The organism is Rhizobium sp. Leaf262 (assembly GCF_001422245.1).
Classification (GTDB): Bacteria; Pseudomonadota; Alphaproteobacteria; order Rhizobiales; family Rhizobiaceae; genus Agrobacterium.
In genome coordinates this window covers 31,493-46,878 of the sequence record NZ_LMMM01000004.1, presented here as the reverse complement: position 1 = coordinate 46,878, position 15,386 = coordinate 31,493, and the positions used below count along the sequence as shown (strand labels likewise).

The window sequence follows — 15,386 nt, the reverse complement described above, 5'->3', positions numbered from 1 at the left end:
ATGCGTGACCCGACGGTTTCGGCAACCCTGTTACATCCCGTCGGGCGCGATATCCAGCACTTCTTTCAACTTTTCTTGAGCCCCTACAGATTTTCTGTCGTCGGATGCCTGCCATAGTTGGGTGTGATACATTCCCGCGGGAATCAATACAAGACGAACGGCGTTTGCCTCACGTAGCAATCCCGTGATTAAACAGCCCGAATGCGACAGGACAATTAACATGCGAAGCCTTCTGGCGTTCATCCCCGCCCTCCTTTTTTCCGGTCTGGCGTTGGCGGAACCCCTCCATGGAATTTCGATGCATGGGACTGTTGGCCTACCCGCAGACTACAAGAATTTCCCCTATGTGAACCCTGACGTCAAAAAAGGCGGCCGTATTTCCTACGGTGTCGTCGGCACGTTCGACAGCCTCAACCCCTTTGTTCTAAAGGGCATGCGCACCACCGCACGTGGCGTGTGGGACCCGGAATTCGGCAATCTGCTCTATGAGCCCCTGATGCAGCGTTCCAATGACGAGCCGTTTTCGCTCTACGGCCTGCTGGCAGAGACTGCCGAATGGGACGACGACCGCACCTACATCCAATTCAACATCAACCCCAAAGCCAAGTGGCAGGACGGCCAGCCGGTCACGCCGGAAGATGTGATGTTCAGCTTCAATCTTTTGAAGGAAAAAGGCCGCCCGCCTTTCAACAGCCGCCTGAATGGCGTCGCGAAAATGGAGCAAATCGGCGAGCACGGTGTGCGCTTCACCTTCAACGAAAATGCGAATCGCGAAACGCCGCTCATTCTGGCATCTTCGACGCCGATTTTGCCGAAACATGCGATCGATCAGGCTACCTTCGAGCAAGGCGGCCTGGGTCCTGTCGTCGGCTCCGGCCCATACCGAATCAAAACATTGAAGCCGGGAGAACGCGTCATCTGGGAACGTGACCCGAATTATTGGGGCAAGGATATACCCTCCAAGGTCGGTCTCGATAACTACGACGAGATCAGCATTCTCTATTTCCTTCAGGTCACGACCATGTTCGAGGCGTTCAAGAAGGGCGACATCGACATTTACCCCGAAGGCGATGCCATCAATGGTTCAGCCGACTCATCTCACTGGGGCCAGGCGTACAATTTCCCTGCCGTCCATCGCGGTGAAATCGCCCGGGATGTTTTCGAATCCCGCCTGCCATCGGGCATGTTCGGCCTCGTTTTCAACACGCGACGCGGCATGTTCGCCGATGAGAAAGTGCGTGAAGGCCTTTCCTATGCACTCGATTTCGAATGGATGAACCGCAACATTCTGGGCGGCGCTTTCAAGCGCACGCAAAGCTATTGGCAGAATTCCGCGCTGGGTGCCTTCGGCAATGCCGCCGATGCACGCGAATTGGCGCTTTTGGGGGATGCTGCCAAGAAGCTGCCGCCAGCGCTTCTGGCTGGCACCTATGCCATGCCCGTGACCGATGGTTCGGGTGCAGACCGCAAGGTGCTGAAGCTTGCCGTCGACAGACTGAAGGAAGCCGGTTACACGATCAAGAAGGGCAAGATGTCGGACAAGAACGGTCGCCCGCTGACCTTCGAGATCATGACGCAGAACCCGGCGCAGGAGCGGATTGCGCTTGCCTATCAACGCTCGCTGAAACTGATCGGCGTCGATATGGCCATTCGCTCCGTCGATGACGGGCAATATCAGGCCCGCTCCAACAGCTTCGACTACGACATGATCATCCGCTCGCTACCTTCTTCGCTATCGCCGGGCGCGGAACAGCTCAATCGGTGGGGCTCGGATTCGCGCGATGCCAATGGCAGCTTCAACTATGCAGGCGTCGCCGACCCCGATGTGGACCGCATGCTGGAGGCGCTGTTGCAGGCGCGCTCCACGGAGGATTTTCAAGCGGCAGTACGCGCCTATGACAGGTTGCTGACGGCTGGGCACTATGTCATTCCGCTTTATTACATCGGTGCGCAATGGGTTGCACGGTGGAAATACATCCAACGCCCGGAGACGACACCGCTACTGGGCAACCAGAAAAGCAGTTGGTGGGATGCACGTGCTCAGTAGCCGTGCGAAGGTGGTTGTCTTTCGGTAACCGCTTGCGAAAGCTGGACAACGACCCTAGATGGGGCACTTATTGCTGTTAAAGAGGAAAGCACCATGCAACGCATTGTTATCGACGTCGTCTCGGACATGGTCTGCCCTTGGTGCTATCTCGGCAAGGCGCGGCTTGATCTGGCGCTGGCAGAGGTGCTGGACGAGGTGAGCGTCGACGTGAACTGGCGTCCCTACCGCCTCAACCCGGATTACCCGCCAGAGGGCGTGGACCAGAAGGCGGAGCTGGAGAAGAAGCTGGGCGGCAAGGAAAAGGTCGAGCAGGCGCATGAGATGCTGACGCAGCTCGGCAAGGAAGTCGGCATCGCCTTTAAATTCGACGCCATCAAGGTTGGACCCAACACGCTGGACGGCCACCGCCTGTCGCTCTGGGCGCATGCCGAGGGACGCGAGTTTCAGGACAAGGTCGTGACCGAACTCTTCCGCGCCAATTTCGAGCAAGGCCTCAACATTGGCGACCACAAGGTTCTGGCCGATATCGGTGAGAAGGCCGGTATGAACCGCGAGGTCGTGGAGAAGCTGCTGGCATCCGACGCGGACAAGGATACGGTCATTGCCGAAATCGACGCGGCCCAGCAGATGGGTGTCTCCGGCGTTCCCTTCTTCATTCTTGACCAGAAATACGCCGTCAGCGGTGCGCAGAGCAAGGAAGTGCTGATTAATGCACTGCGGGATATTGCCAGAATGAAGCTGGAAGAGCATAGGGCAATGAACTGATCGTCAGCGCCTTCCCGCTGTCGATTTCCGGCCCCTAATATTTTCAGGTGTTTCCGTGTCCGATAGCATGTTGAAGGGCATTCTGCTCGCATTCGCAGCCTTTGCGGCCTACGCCTGGAGCGATGCGAGCGTGAAGCTCATCGAAGGGCAACTGTCGCCCATCCAATCCGCATTTTTCGGCGCACTCTTCGGGCTCTGCGCCCTGCCCTTCATTCGCAAGCGCAACGACGATTGGCGCGATATCGTCCGCACCACCAACCGTCCGCTGTGGATGCTGCGTTTCGTCTCATCCGGCCTCGGTGCCATCACTTCGGTCACAGCCTTCACTCACCTGTCGATGGCGGAAGCCTTCGCGCTCATCTTCCTGCTGCCCGCCTTCGTGACCATCATGTCGGTTCTGTTCCTGAAGGAACAGGTCGGCATCAAGCGCTGGTCCGCCGTCATCATCGGCTTTGCCGGTGTTCTGGTAATTTTGCGACCCGGTTTCCGCGAGCTTTCGACCGGCCATTTCGCAGCCATCGTTGCGGGGCTGTGTGGCGCGATCTCCATCGTCATCTTCCGCGCCATGGGGCCATCGGAAAAGAACATCTCGCTCTATGGCGCAGGCTTGCTGGGAACGCTGGTAATTTGCGGCATCGCGATGACATCGTCCTTCACGCCGCCCAATGCCGAACAATGGATGTTTCTCGCAGGCTACGGCCTACTCGGCGCTCTCGCCAACGTGCTGGTCATGTATGCGGCGAAATATGCACCCGCCGCCGTCATCGGACCCACGCAATATAGCCAGATGCTGTGGGCCATTCTGTTCGGCTATCTGATTTTTGGCGATGGCGTGGATGGCTGGATGCTGGTGGGCATCGCTCTCATCATCGGCTCCGGGCTGATCACGCTCATCCGCGAGCGGCAGAGGCAGGTTGCCTTGCCAACATCGGTCGCGGCGGCAGACCAGAATGTTGCCGTCGCGATGACACCCGAAGGTGATGAGGCGAAAACGGACTGATCAGCCCGCCTTCAACGTACCGTCAATTGCACACACGTACGCGGTACATGTCGCCGTATCCATCCTGACGCCATGCCAGATGGCAGCGATGATAGACGGGCTCGTAAACAACGGGCGGGCCGTAAACGGGTCCGTAGCCGTAGCCATAATAACCCGGCGATCCGTAGTAATTGTGAGATGCTCCAGCAATCAGCGCGCCGCCGAGAACGCCCCCTGCTAGACCGGCGACGACGCCGCGTCCGAAATTATTGCGTGCTTCTGCCTGGCTGGTGGTGGCAATTGTGGTACCCGCAATTGTCAAGGCGACCAGACCAGCGGTGACAAATCTATTCATCGTCCACATAGTCCTGCTCCTTAAGTGTGTGAGGGCAGCAAACCAATGCCGCCGACACGGTGAGACTATGCTTCTAACGGCTACCGGCACATGTCCGTTTCATTAAATCTCGGTAAGGTGGACGTCTCCAAAATTACGACTTTGCAAGCTCCGCCAGCTGCGTCATCACCATCGCCGCACCCGCCAGACGCTTCTCCGGCGTCGGCAGATCACGGGTCAGGAACACGCTATGGTCAGGCCTGATCTTGGCCATGGAGCCTTGCTTGCCGATATAGCCCACAAGTGCCGCCGGGTTCGGGAACTCCTTGTTGCGGAACTGCACGACGACGCCCTTCGGACCGGCATCCAGCTTTTCGACATTGGCCGTGCGGCACAGCGACTTGACGTAGACGATCTTGAGTAGGTGCTGCACTTCCTTCGGCAGCGGACCGAAGCGGTCGATCATCTCGGCGCCGAAACCGTCGATTTCGCCGAGATCGGTCAACTCGCCAAGGCGGCGATACAGACCCATGCGCAGATGCAGATCCGGCACGTAGCTTTCCGGGATCATGACCGATGTGCCGACCGAGATTTGCGGCGACCAGCCGCTGTCGATGACATCGTCCTCGCCCTTCACCTCGGCCACGGCCTCTTCCAGCATCTGCTGATAAAGCTCGAAACCGACTTCCTTGATGTGGCCGGACTGTTCTTCGCCGAGCAGGTTGCCCGCACCGCGAATATCCAGATCGTGGCTGGCGAGCTGGAAGCCAGCACCCAGCGTGTCGAGCGATTGCAGAACCTTCAGGCGGCGCTCCGCCATTGTCGTCAGCACCTTGTTGACCGGCAGCGTGAACAGCGCAAAGGCGCGAACCTTGGAGCGTCCGACACGCCCACGCAACTGATACAGCTGCGCAAGGCCGAACATATCAGCCCGGTGAACGATCAGCGTGTTAGCGGTTGGCACATCAAGCCCGGATTCGACGATGGTGGTGGACAGCAGCACATCATATTTGCCGTCATAGAAGGCATTCATGATGTCTTCCAGCTCACCCGCTGCCATCTGGCCATGCGCCACGGCGACCTTCAGTTCCGGCACGTCCGATTGCAGGAAGGCGTGAATGTCAGCGAGATCAGCCAGACGCGGGCAGACATAGAAGCTCTGGCCGCCGCGATAATGCTCACGCATCAGCGTTTCGCGGATGACCAGCGCATCGAACGGCGAGATGAAGGTGCGCACCGCCATACGGTCCACCGGTGCGGTGGTGATCAGCGACAGTTCGCGTACACCCGTCATGGCAAGCTGCAAGGTGCGCGGAATGGGCGTGGCCGACAGCGTCAGCACATGCACGTCGCTCTTCAGCTCTTTGAGCCGTTCCTTATGCTTCACACCGAAGTGCTGTTCCTCATCGATGATGAGAAGACCGAGATTGGCGAAATTGATGCCAGCGCCGAGCAGCGCGTGAGTGCCGACGACGATATCCGTCTTGCCTTCGGCCACTTCCTTTTTCGTCAGCGCCAGTTCCTTCGTGCCAACGAGGCGCGACGCCTGCTGAACGCGGATCGGCAAGCCACGGAAACGTTCGGAGAAGGTGCGGAAATGCTGGCGCGCCAGCAGTGTTGTCGGCACGACGACGGCCACCTGCACACCGTTCATGGCAGCAAGGAAGGCAGCGCGCAGCGCCACTTCCGTCTTGCCGAAGCCGACATCGCCGCAGATCAGGCGATCCATCGGGCGACCGGCACCCAAATCTTCGCGAACGGATTCGATGGCGTTGAGCTGGTCTTCCGTTTCGTCATAGGGGAAACGGGCGGCGAATTCGTCGTAGAGTCCATCTGGCGCAATAAGCGTCGGGGCGTGGCGCACCATGCGCGCTGCGGCGATGCGGATGAGATCGCCCGCCATATCCAGCAGGCGCTTCTTGAGCTTGGCCTTGCGCATCTGCCATGCGCCGCCACCCAGTCTGTCGAGATTGGCTTCCGCCGCATCCGAGCCGTAACGCGAGAGAAGATCGATGTTTTCGACCGGCAGGAACAGCTTGGCCTCATCGGCATAATGCAGCTCGAGGCAATCGCGCGGCGCACCTGCCGCTTCGATGGTGCGAAGGCCAACGAAGCGACCGATGCCGTGTTCGGCATGGACGACGAGCGAGCCCTCATCCAGACCGGCGACTTCCGAGATGAAATCGGCCCCGCGCTTGCGGCGCTTGGAGCGGCGAACCATGCGGTCGCCCAGAATATCCTGCTCACCGATGACAGCGAGATTGCCGGTTTCGAAACCCGCTTCGAGGCTTAAGACCGCAGCCGCCGCCTCGCCCTTGCCGAGTTTCTCGACCTCTCTCAGCGAGGTCACGGTCTTGATGTTTTCAAGCCCGTGCTCGTTCAGCACCTGCAACAGCCGGTCGAGCGAGCCTTCCGACCAGCCGGTGATCAGCACCTTCCAACCCTTGGAGCGGCGCTCGGCAATGTGTTTGACCGCGAGCGTAAACACGTTGACGCGCTCTTCGCTCTCGCTTTCCGTCTGTGACTTTGCCCAACGCGGACCGACATGGGCATCCAGCGTGGCGACCGGCTTATCCTTGGAATCCTGCTCGTTGAATGGCGTCAGCCGCACGGCGTTGACGGCGTCCAGCGTCTCGGCAAAGCTCTTGCCGCCGAGGTAAATCTGGCTGGGCGACACGGGCTTGTAGGGCGCACCCTGCGTTGCGCCCTTCGTCTGGCCGGATTGCTGCCGCGCCTCGAAATAATCATGCACCAGCTTGGAGCGTTCGACGGCGGCTTCTCGCGCCGTGTGGTCCGTGACGATGCGGAAGCCCTTGAGATAATCGAAGGCCGTTTCCAGATGCTCGTAAAACAGCGGCAGCCAGTGTTCCATGCCCGCGTAGCGACGTCCCTCGGACACCGCCTGATAAAGCGCGTCATCCCGCGTCGCGGCACCGAAGAGCGAGAGGTAATTCTTGCGGAACCGGCTGATCGTATCCGGCGTCAGTGTCACTTCGCTCATCGGGTTCAGGTCGAGCGAGCGGGCCTGACCGATGGTGCGCTGGCTGGCGGGATCGAAGGTGCGGATGCTCTCGAGCGTATCGCCGAAGAAATCCAGCCGCACCGGCTCTTCCGTTCCGGGCACGAAGACATCGAGAATGCCGCCGCGGACGGCGAACTCACCCACTTCGCGCACCGTCGCCACGCGGTCGAAACCGTTACGCTCCAGCCGGGCGGCAATATCGTCCATGCGGATCTGGTTGCCGGGTTTAGCGGAGAAGGCGAGGCTTTCGATGACATCGCGCGGTGCCATCTTTTGCAGCATGGCGTTGACGGTGACGAGCACGATGGCCGGGTGCGGCTTTTTCTGATGGTGGATGAGGCCGGACAGGGTTGCCAGGCGGCGAGCGGACACATGCGCGCTGGGTGACACGCGGTCGTAAGGCAGGCAATCCCAGGCGGGTAGGCTCAGAACGGGAATGTCAGGCGCAATGAAGCCAAGCATCTGCTCCAGATCGGCCACGCGCTGGCCATCGGAGAGCACATAGGCCACGGGCGTGCCCTGCCGCGCCAAATCCGCGAGCAAGAAGGCTTCCGTGCCCGAGGGCACGTTGCCAATGGTCAACGGCGTATCGGCCGATGCCACCAGCCTGACATCGAATCCGGCTATCATTTTGGGCTATGTCCGTTCTGGGCAGTGACCAGATCGAAATCCGGGCGGTAGGAAATGATGGTCTGAAACAGGGGCGTCTGGAATTTTTCCGGGATCGCCTGCGCGCCCGTCACCATCTGCACGAGGTCCTGATCCTCCTCGTTCATGATGATTTCGAGCTCGTCCAGTTGTTCATCGGAAAGGTTCGCGATGTTCTCTTCCGCAAACTGGCCGAGAACGAGATCCATTTCCCGGATACCGCGATGCCAGCACCGATAAAGAATCCGCCTGCGCCTCGGATCGAGGTCGGCACTCGTGCGCACCAGTCCTGTCATCGCATTCACCCGTTTGTTGACTTGGCCTTTCCTATAGAACAGGACAGGAACGATTGGGAACCGGTTTTTATCGAAATATTGTAGCACGAGCCAAAAACTGCCGGTGATAAACCGAGTTTATCGCTGTAACGGTCTTGCATTGCGTTCGCCCTTCCCCGATTTTGCTCGCCATGCGCCCCGCCCTCCTTGATCCGCTGTTTGCCACCGTTGCCACGCTGACCGGCGTAGGGCCGAAGCTTGCCGATTTGCTGGCGAAGCTTCTGGGCCGGGAAAGCGTCGAGGAAAGCCGCGTCGTCGACCTTCTGTTTCATGCGCCCTACAACATCATCGACCGGCGCAACCGCCCCGGCATCGCGCATGCGCCGCAGGGCGCCATTGTCACCATTCAGGGACGTGTCGACCGCCACCAGCCCGCACCGCCGGGCAATCGTTCTGCACCCTACCGCGTGTTCCTGCATGATGAGACCGGCGAGCTGGCGCTGACCTTCTTCCGCGCCAAGGGTGACTGGCTGTCCAAAGCCCTGCCGGTGGACGAAGAGGTGATGGTCAGCGGCAAGGTGGACTGGTTCAACGGTCGCGCCTCCATGGTGCATCCAGATTTCATGGTAAAGGTCTCGGAGGCTGAAAACCTGCCGCTGGTCGAGCCGGTCTATCCCCTGACCGCTGGGCTTTCACCCAAGGTCCTGAGACGCGCGATCGATGGTGCGCTGACCAAAATGCCGGTCTTTCCCGAATGGATCGATGAAACACTGGCCGCCCGCCAGAGCTTTCCACATGTGGCAGATGCGTTCCGAGAGCTTCACGATCCGCGTGACGAGACCGACATCGACCCGCAAGCCCCTGCCCGGCGACGTCTGGCCTATGACGAGTTTCTGGCCGGTCAGCTTTCGCTGGCGCTGGTGCGGCAAAGGCTGCGCAAGGTCACCGGCCAGCCCATCCGTGGCAAGGGCGATTTTGCCGCGAAGATTCTGGCAAACCTGCCGTTTTCGATGACGGCGAGCCAAAGTGCTGCGGTGAAAGATATTCTGACCGATATCGCGGGCGAAGACCGCATGTTGCGCTTGCTGCAGGGCGATGTCGGCGCTGGCAAGACGCTGGTGGCATTGATGGCCATGGCCACCGCCGTCGAGGCTGGCGGTCAGGCCGTGCTGATGGCCCCCACCGAAATCCTCGCCCGCCAGCATTTCGCGACGATCTCGAAATTCGCCGCTGCCGCTGGCATCTCCTGTGAGGTGCTGACAGGGCGCACCAAGGGCAAGGAACGCCGCGAGATCGAGGAGCGCATCGCCTCCGGTGAGGCGCAGATCATCATCGGCACCCATGCGCTGTTTCAGGATAGCGTCAGCTACAAGAACCTCGTGCTGGCTGTCGTGGATGAGCAGCACCGTTTCGGCGTGCACCAGCGTCTGCGGCTGACCGCCAAGGGCATCTCACCGCATATGCTGGTCATGACGGCAACGCCCATTCCCCGCACGCTGGTTCTCGCCGCCTTCGGAGATATGGATGTTTCCAAGCTCACCGAAAAACCGGCTGGCCGTAAACCGATCACGACCGTGACCATTCCCACCGAGCGCATTGGCGATATTGTGGCACGGCTGAAAAGCGCGCTGTCCGAGGGCAAGAAAGCCTACTGGATATGCCCGCTGGTGGAGGAGTCGGAAGAATCCGATCTCATGTCCGCCGAAGAGCGCCACGCCGTTCTCTCAAAGTCACTGGGCGCAGACATAGGCCTCATCCATGGCCGCATGAGCGGGCCGGAGAAGGATGCAGCAATGCTCGCCTTCAAGAGCGGCGAAACCCGCCTGCTGGTGGCGACGACCGTGGTCGAAGTGGGCGTGGACGTGCCGGATGCGACCATCATGGTCATCGAACATGCCGAAAACTTCGGCCTCGCCCAGCTCCACCAGCTACGCGGTCGCGTGGGGCGTGGCGATGAGGCCTCCACCTGCATTCTGCTCTACAAGGGGCCGCTCAGTGAAAACGGCAAGGCACGCCTTTCCATTTTGCGCGACAGCGAAGACGGCTTTCTGATTGCCGAAGAGGATTTGAAGCTGCGCGGCGAAGGCGAGCTTCTGGGCACCCGCCAATCCGGCACGCCCGGCTTCCGCATCGCCAGTCTCGAAGCCCACGCCGACCTCCTGGAAATCGCCCGCAAGGACGCCGCCTACATCATCGAACGCGACCCGGAACTATCAAGCGAGCGAGGCCGCAATCTGCGCACCCTGCTCTACCTCCATCGCCGTGACGAGGCGATCCGTTTCCTCCATGCAGGCTAACGATCATGAATGACATGCCCCTACCGCCAGCCGCCTTCTCCAAGGGCTACGCTCTGTGTTCACCTGACAACGTGCTGCAACCGGAGACCTTTGCCAAAAGCGAGAAGAAGGCTATCGGCAAGAGCTTCAAGAAGCCGGGTCGCAAGAAAGCCTGGGCAGAAGCGCAGGAAAAGGGCTGGAGCGTGCGCTTCGTCTACATGCGCGTGTTCGTGCCGGTGTTCCATGCGACATCGACCGCTGGCGGCGAGGTTTTTGAAGACGATTGATCGTCAAACCGGCGCAATCGCCTTGGGCAGCTCGAAATCCGGCGCAACGAGGCCGCCGGAAATTAGCAGTTTAGCACCGTCTTCCGGTGACATATCCAGCATGATGATCTTGTCTTTGGGCACGAAGAGCAGAAAGCCCGCAGTCGGCACCGGCGTCGGGGGCAGGAACACGGCCACCATTTCTTGACCTATTTCATTGAAGCGATATGCCAGTTCGCCCTTAGCATCCGACGCCACGAAAACCATGGCCCACGTGCCGGGTGATGGGAACTCGATGAGACCGACTTTTTTGAACGAGCTGGAATGTTCTTTCAGAACCGACTCGAAAAGCTGCTTGATGCTCTTATAGATCGGACGAACAAAGGGCATATGGTTGAGGACGGACTCACCGAAACCCACGATCCATTTGCCGATGAGGTTGTTGCCCAGAAAACCGATCAGTGTGATACCGATGACCGCCACCAGAAGGCCGAAGCCGGGAATGGCAACATCGAAATATTGCTCGGGGTCGTAACGCGCCGGAATATAAGGCTTAACCCAGCTGTCCACCCATTGCAGGAATGTCCAGACCAGCCACATGGTAATAGTGACCGGCGCAAGGATGAGCACGCCGGTCAGAAAGCTGTTGCGCAAGCGCGTTGCGAAGGAAATTTTGACGGGGATTTCGGTCATGAATCCGTATAAATTCGAGAGACTTCAACAATGAAGAGATCTTGAAACGGACAGTGGCGAAACGCGTTCCGCCTTTCAAGTGAATAATCCTGCGCCAACCCGCTCGCAGCATCTAACGTCTGCAAAATGGGTTCACAGTTGCGAGAGACTATGTGGGTTCAGGTGCAACGTCACCCCTTGCCCGCATGAACCTATAGATCACCACGCAGGCCAGAATCGCCAGGAGATTGACACCGATGATGGTTTCGGACAGCGGCGAGACGACGAAGAAGGACGCCCAGGAACCGATCTCGAATTTGATATGAAATTGGATATCGCCATCATACAGATGCACGAAGAACGGAACGACCACGCCAGTGGACCAGTTCACCACCAGTCTACCGGCCGCGATATAAGGTATCTGGGACAGATAGATTACCAGTGCCAGCCAGTAAGCCGTCTTGCCGCCACGCCACAGTCGAAAGCCCACATAAATGCTGAAGACGTAGAGGAGGTAGAGTGGCAGAAACTTCAACTGGCTGGTGTCACGCGCAATGAGTCGCACCGGGAGGTCTTTGAAAAACGGGAATACGATCCAAAGTGGGCCAACTATAAGGAAAGCAGCAAAAAATCTGATGGCCCACTTATCGAACTGCATGAAAACTCCCCTCTGATCGAAGACAGGAGTTTTCATAAATTCGATTAAAAAACAACCTTTGCGCGTCTAATATCGTTACTCGACAGTTACCGACTTTGCCAGGTTGCGCGGCTGGTCCACATCCGTGCCCATGAAGACGGCGGTGTGGTAGGCCAGAAGCTGGATCGGCAGCGAGAAGACCATCGGCGCGATGATTTCGTCGACGTTGGGCAGAACGATGGTCGCCATGGTTTCGAGTTTGGAGGCAGCCGCACCCTTCTCGTCGGTGATGAAGATGATCTTGCCGCCGCGAGCTGCGACCTCCTGCATGTTGGAAACGGTCTTGTCGAAGAAGCGGTCATGCGGGGCGATGACGATGACCGGCATGTTTTCGTCGATCAGCGCGATCGGCCCGTGCTTCAACTCGCCTGCGGCATAACCTTCGGCGTGGATGTAGGAGATTTCCTTGAGCTTCAATGCGCCTTCCAGCGCCAGCGGATAGCTGGTGCCGCGACCGAGATAGAGAACATCCTTGAAGCGGGAGAGATCGCGCGACAGGGTTTCGATCTGCGGCTGAATGGCATTCAGGACCTCGCTCATCACGCGTGGCATTTCGATCAGGTTGCGAACGAGCTCCGTTTCCTGCTCAACCGTCAGCGTGCCGCGCGCCTTGCCAGCGGCAATGGCGAGCGATGCCAGAACGGCCAGCTGGCAGGTGAAGGCCTTCGTCGAGGCAACGCCTATTTCAGGGCCGGCTAGAATGGGGAACACGGCATCCGATTCGCGCGCCATGGTGGATTCGCGCACGTTCACGACCGTACCAATCTTCAGGCCGTTTTCCTGGCAATAGCGCAGCGATGCCAGTGTGTCCGCCGTTTCGCCGGATTGCGAAATGAAGAGGGCTGCCTGCGTCGGCAGAAGCGGCATTTCGCGATAGCGGAATTCCGAGGCGACGTCGATTTCCACCGGCAGGCGCGCATAACGCTCAAACCAGTATTTGCCGATGAGGCCGGAGAGATAGGCCGTGCCGCAGGCGGAAATGGCAAGGCCTGTGAGCTTGGCAAAATCAATGGCAGGATCGGCATCCTTCACGCGCTTTTCGGCGAAATCCACGTAATGGCTCAAGGCATGGGAAATGACTTCCGGCTGCTCGTAGATTTCCTTTTCCATGAAGTGGCGGTGGTTTCCCTTGTCCACCACATAGGCCGTCGCCTGCGAAATCTGGCGCTGACGCTGGACGGGATTGCCGGAGAAATCGATGATCTCAGCACCCTTGGCAGTGAGGATGGCGCAATCGCCATCCACCAGATAGGTGATTTCATTGGTGAAGGGCGACAGCGCAATCGCGTCCGACCCCAGGAACATTTCACCGCGTCCGTAACCGATAGCGAGCGGCGGGCCGGAGCGGGCCGACAGCAGCGTGGTGGGGTCGTCCTGGAACATGACGCCCAGCGCATAGGCACCGGTGACGCGGTTCAGCATGGCCAGCATGGCAGCGCGGTGGTCCAGCCCTTCGCGGGTGAACTTGGCCAGCAACTGGGCCACGACTTCCGTGTCCGTCTGCGTGGTGAAGGTGGCACCTTCTGCCGCCAGTTCGTCGCGCAGTTCGGAGAAGTTCTCGATGATGCCGTTGTGGACGACGGCAACGCCATCCACGAAATGCGGGTGAGCGTTCGTTTCGTTCGGCACGCCATGGGTTGCCCAGCGGGTGTGGGCAATGCCGGTCAGGCCGGGAAGCGGCTCTTCCGACAGCTTCTTTTCCAGATTGAAAAGCTTGCCTTCCGCACGGCGGCGGGCCAGTGCGCCATCATGGATGGTTGCAACGCCAGCGGAGTCATAACCCCGATATTCCAGACGCTTGAGCGCATCCACAAGGCGCTCCGCAACCGGCTGCGTTCCAACGATTCCAACAATGCCGCACATGCAATTCTCCGAGGTATTTTTTGTTGACCGAAGTCCTAGCGATTTCCGCAAAAATCGCAATTGCAACCACGGTCACTTTCAATGTCTATCCGTTACGATATCAAGGCCTTTTTCTTGGCATCCTTGATGGCCTGCGCACGGGCGCGAAGAGCGCTGGCGCGACCTTCCTTCACCTCTTGGCGGGCACGACCGAAGGCCAGTGCATCGGCGGGCACATCATCCGTGATCACGCTGCCGGAGGCGACATAGGCATCGTCGCCGATTGTCACCGGTGCCACCAGCGAGGAGTTGGAACCGACAAAGGCGTTTTTGCCGATGTGGGTTTCGTGCTTGTTGATGCCATCGTAATTGCAGGTAATCGTCCCTGCCCCGATATTGCTGCCAGCGCCGACGAAGGCATCGCCGATATAGGTCAGGTGGTTGACCTTGGCACCCTCGCCGATTTCGGCCTTCTTGACCTCGCAGAAATTGCCAACCTTGGAATTGGCGGCAAGATTGGCACCGGGGCGAAGCCGCGCATAGGGACCAACCGCCGCGCCGCCGCTGACATGCGCGCCTTCCAGATGGGAAAAGGCATGGATGACGGCGCCTGATTCGATGGTCACACCGGGCCCGATCACCACGTTGGGCTCGATCAGCGCATCCTGCCCGATTTTGGTGTCCCAGGACAGAAACACGGTCTCCGGTGCGATCATCGAGACACCATCGATCATGAACTGATGGCGGGCGCGCTCCTGCCACAGCTTTTCGATGTAAGCGAGTTCGGCGCGGTTGTTGCAGCCGGTCAGTTCTGTCTCAGGTGCATCGATGGCGATGGCCTTGCCGCCCAGCGAGCGGGCAATTTCCACCACATCGGTCAGATAATATTCGCCCTTGGCATTGTTGTTGCCGATGCGGGTCAGCAGATCGAGCGCGCGGCGACCATTGATCGCCATCAGGCCGCTGTTGCACCAGGTGACCTTGCGCTCCTCCTCCGTCGCATCCTTTTCCTCGCGGATCGCAACGAGTTCACCGTTCTCCACCAGCAGACGACCATAGCCGGTCGGCTTGTCGGTGTGAAAACCGATGACCACGACATCGACATTATCAGTCAACGCCTGACGCGCCTTGTTGAGCGTTTCGGATGTCAGCAGCGGCACGTCGCCATAAGCAATCAGAACATCATCGTAACCGCTTTCAATGGCCACACGCGCCGCAAGCACGGCGTTGCCGGTGCCAAGACGCTCTTTCTGAAGATAGGGCTCGACGCTGACGCCCGCCCCGCGCGCCGCATCCGCCACCTTGTCCGCATCACGGCCCACAACGAGGGCGGCAGAGCTGACGCCAGCACCTGCGACAGCCTGCATCACATGCGCAATCATCGCCCGGCCAGCCACCGGATGCAGCACTTTCGACATGGATGACTTCATGCGTGTGCTTTCACCAGCGGCGAGAATGACGGCAAGGCAACTGCGTTCCATTGGTATCTCCGAGACAAGCAATCATAGGCCCGCAAATCAGAGTGCAGGCATTCGGCGACCGATATAAACGGTCGAGCGTCAA

At 59.2% G+C, this 15,386-nt stretch carries 13 protein-coding genes; 5 read left to right on the top strand and 8 right to left on the bottom strand.

Going from position 1 to position 15,386, the window contains the following annotated elements; all coding sequences use genetic code 11:
- Window positions 1-30: 30 nt before the first annotated feature.
- Entirely contained in the window at window positions 31-243 is a 213-nt protein-coding gene (locus tag ASF29_RS05800) for a hypothetical protein (protein ID WP_156462545.1), read from the bottom strand.
- Between ASF29_RS05800 and ASF29_RS05795 the strand changes: the two genes are divergently transcribed.
- The 3 genes from ASF29_RS05795 to ASF29_RS05785 all read left to right on the top strand — a co-directional run bounded on the left by ASF29_RS05795 (window position 221) and on the right by ASF29_RS05785 (window position 3,812).
- Window positions 221-2,047 (top strand): extracellular solute-binding protein, encoded by a 1,827-nt coding sequence (locus ASF29_RS05795; RefSeq protein ID WP_062449482.1) that lies wholly within the window; start codon window positions 221-223, stop codon window positions 2,045-2,047. The genes ASF29_RS05800 and ASF29_RS05795 overlap by 23 nt on opposite strands.
- 93 nt (window positions 2,048-2,140) lie before the next feature.
- A complete protein-coding gene (locus ASF29_RS05790) occupies window positions 2,141-2,812 on the top strand; it encodes a DsbA family oxidoreductase (protein ID WP_062449480.1) in 672 nt (223 codons plus the stop codon).
- A gap of 55 nt (window positions 2,813-2,867) precedes the next feature.
- Window positions 2,868-3,812, top strand: a complete 945-nt coding sequence (locus ASF29_RS05785) for a DMT family transporter (RefSeq protein WP_062449478.1) — start codon at window positions 2,868-2,870, stop codon at window positions 3,810-3,812.
- 22 nt (window positions 3,813-3,834) lie between these two features.
- On the opposite strand, the gene ASF29_RS05780 is transcribed toward ASF29_RS05785, so the two are convergent.
- From ASF29_RS05780 to ASF29_RS05770, 3 genes are all read right to left on the bottom strand, one after another.
- The gene (locus tag ASF29_RS05780) at window positions 3,835-4,155 is read right to left on the bottom strand and encodes a hypothetical protein (RefSeq protein ID WP_062449476.1); all 321 of its coding nucleotides are present in this window, start codon (window positions 4,153-4,155) and stop codon (window positions 3,835-3,837) included.
- 124 nt (window positions 4,156-4,279) lie between these two features.
- On the bottom strand, window positions 4,280-7,777 hold the full coding sequence (gene mfd / locus ASF29_RS05775) for a transcription-repair coupling factor (protein ID WP_062449472.1): 3,498 nt from the start codon (window positions 7,775-7,777) through the stop codon (window positions 4,280-4,282).
- Window positions 7,774-8,091 (bottom strand): succinate dehydrogenase assembly factor 2, encoded by a 318-nt coding sequence (locus ASF29_RS05770; RefSeq protein WP_062449471.1) that lies wholly within the window; start codon window positions 8,089-8,091, stop codon window positions 7,774-7,776. Before ASF29_RS05770 ends, mfd begins: the two co-directional genes overlap by 4 nt.
- Window positions 8,092-8,261: 170 nt before the next feature.
- Between ASF29_RS05770 and recG the strand changes: the two genes are divergently transcribed.
- Window positions 8,262-10,367 carry an ATP-dependent DNA helicase RecG gene (recG, locus tag ASF29_RS05765; RefSeq protein WP_062449929.1) on the top strand — a complete coding sequence of 702 codons (2,106 nt, stop codon included), beginning with the start codon at window positions 8,262-8,264 and terminating at the stop codon, window positions 10,365-10,367.
- Between the two features lie 5 nt (window positions 10,368-10,372).
- Window positions 10,373-10,633 carry a hypothetical protein gene (locus ASF29_RS05760; protein ID WP_062449469.1) on the top strand — a complete coding sequence of 87 codons (261 nt, stop codon included), beginning with the start codon at window positions 10,373-10,375 and terminating at the stop codon, window positions 10,631-10,633.
- 3 nt (window positions 10,634-10,636) lie between these two features.
- On the opposite strand, the gene ASF29_RS05755 is transcribed toward ASF29_RS05760, so the two are convergent.
- The 4 genes from ASF29_RS05755 to glmU all read right to left on the bottom strand — a co-directional run bounded on the left by ASF29_RS05755 (window position 10,637) and on the right by glmU (window position 15,304).
- A complete protein-coding gene (locus ASF29_RS05755; RefSeq protein ID WP_045229030.1) occupies window positions 10,637-11,305 on the bottom strand; it encodes a DUF502 domain-containing protein in 669 nt (222 codons plus the stop codon).
- Window positions 11,306-11,453: 148 nt separating this feature from the next.
- Entirely contained in the window at window positions 11,454-11,849 is a 396-nt protein-coding gene (locus tag ASF29_RS05750) for a hypothetical protein (RefSeq protein ID WP_156462544.1), read from the bottom strand.
- Window positions 11,850-12,017: 168 nt separating this feature from the next.
- Window positions 12,018-13,844, bottom strand: coding sequence for a glutamine--fructose-6-phosphate transaminase (isomerizing) (gene glmS, locus ASF29_RS05745; protein ID WP_062449466.1), 1,827 nt, complete (start codon window positions 13,842-13,844; stop codon window positions 12,018-12,020).
- A gap of 92 nt (window positions 13,845-13,936) precedes the next feature.
- The gene (gene glmU, locus ASF29_RS05740; RefSeq protein WP_062449465.1) at window positions 13,937-15,304 is read right to left on the bottom strand and encodes a bifunctional UDP-N-acetylglucosamine diphosphorylase/glucosamine-1-phosphate N-acetyltransferase GlmU; all 1,368 of its coding nucleotides are present in this window, start codon (window positions 15,302-15,304) and stop codon (window positions 13,937-13,939) included.
- Window positions 15,305-15,386: the final 82 nt, after the last annotated feature.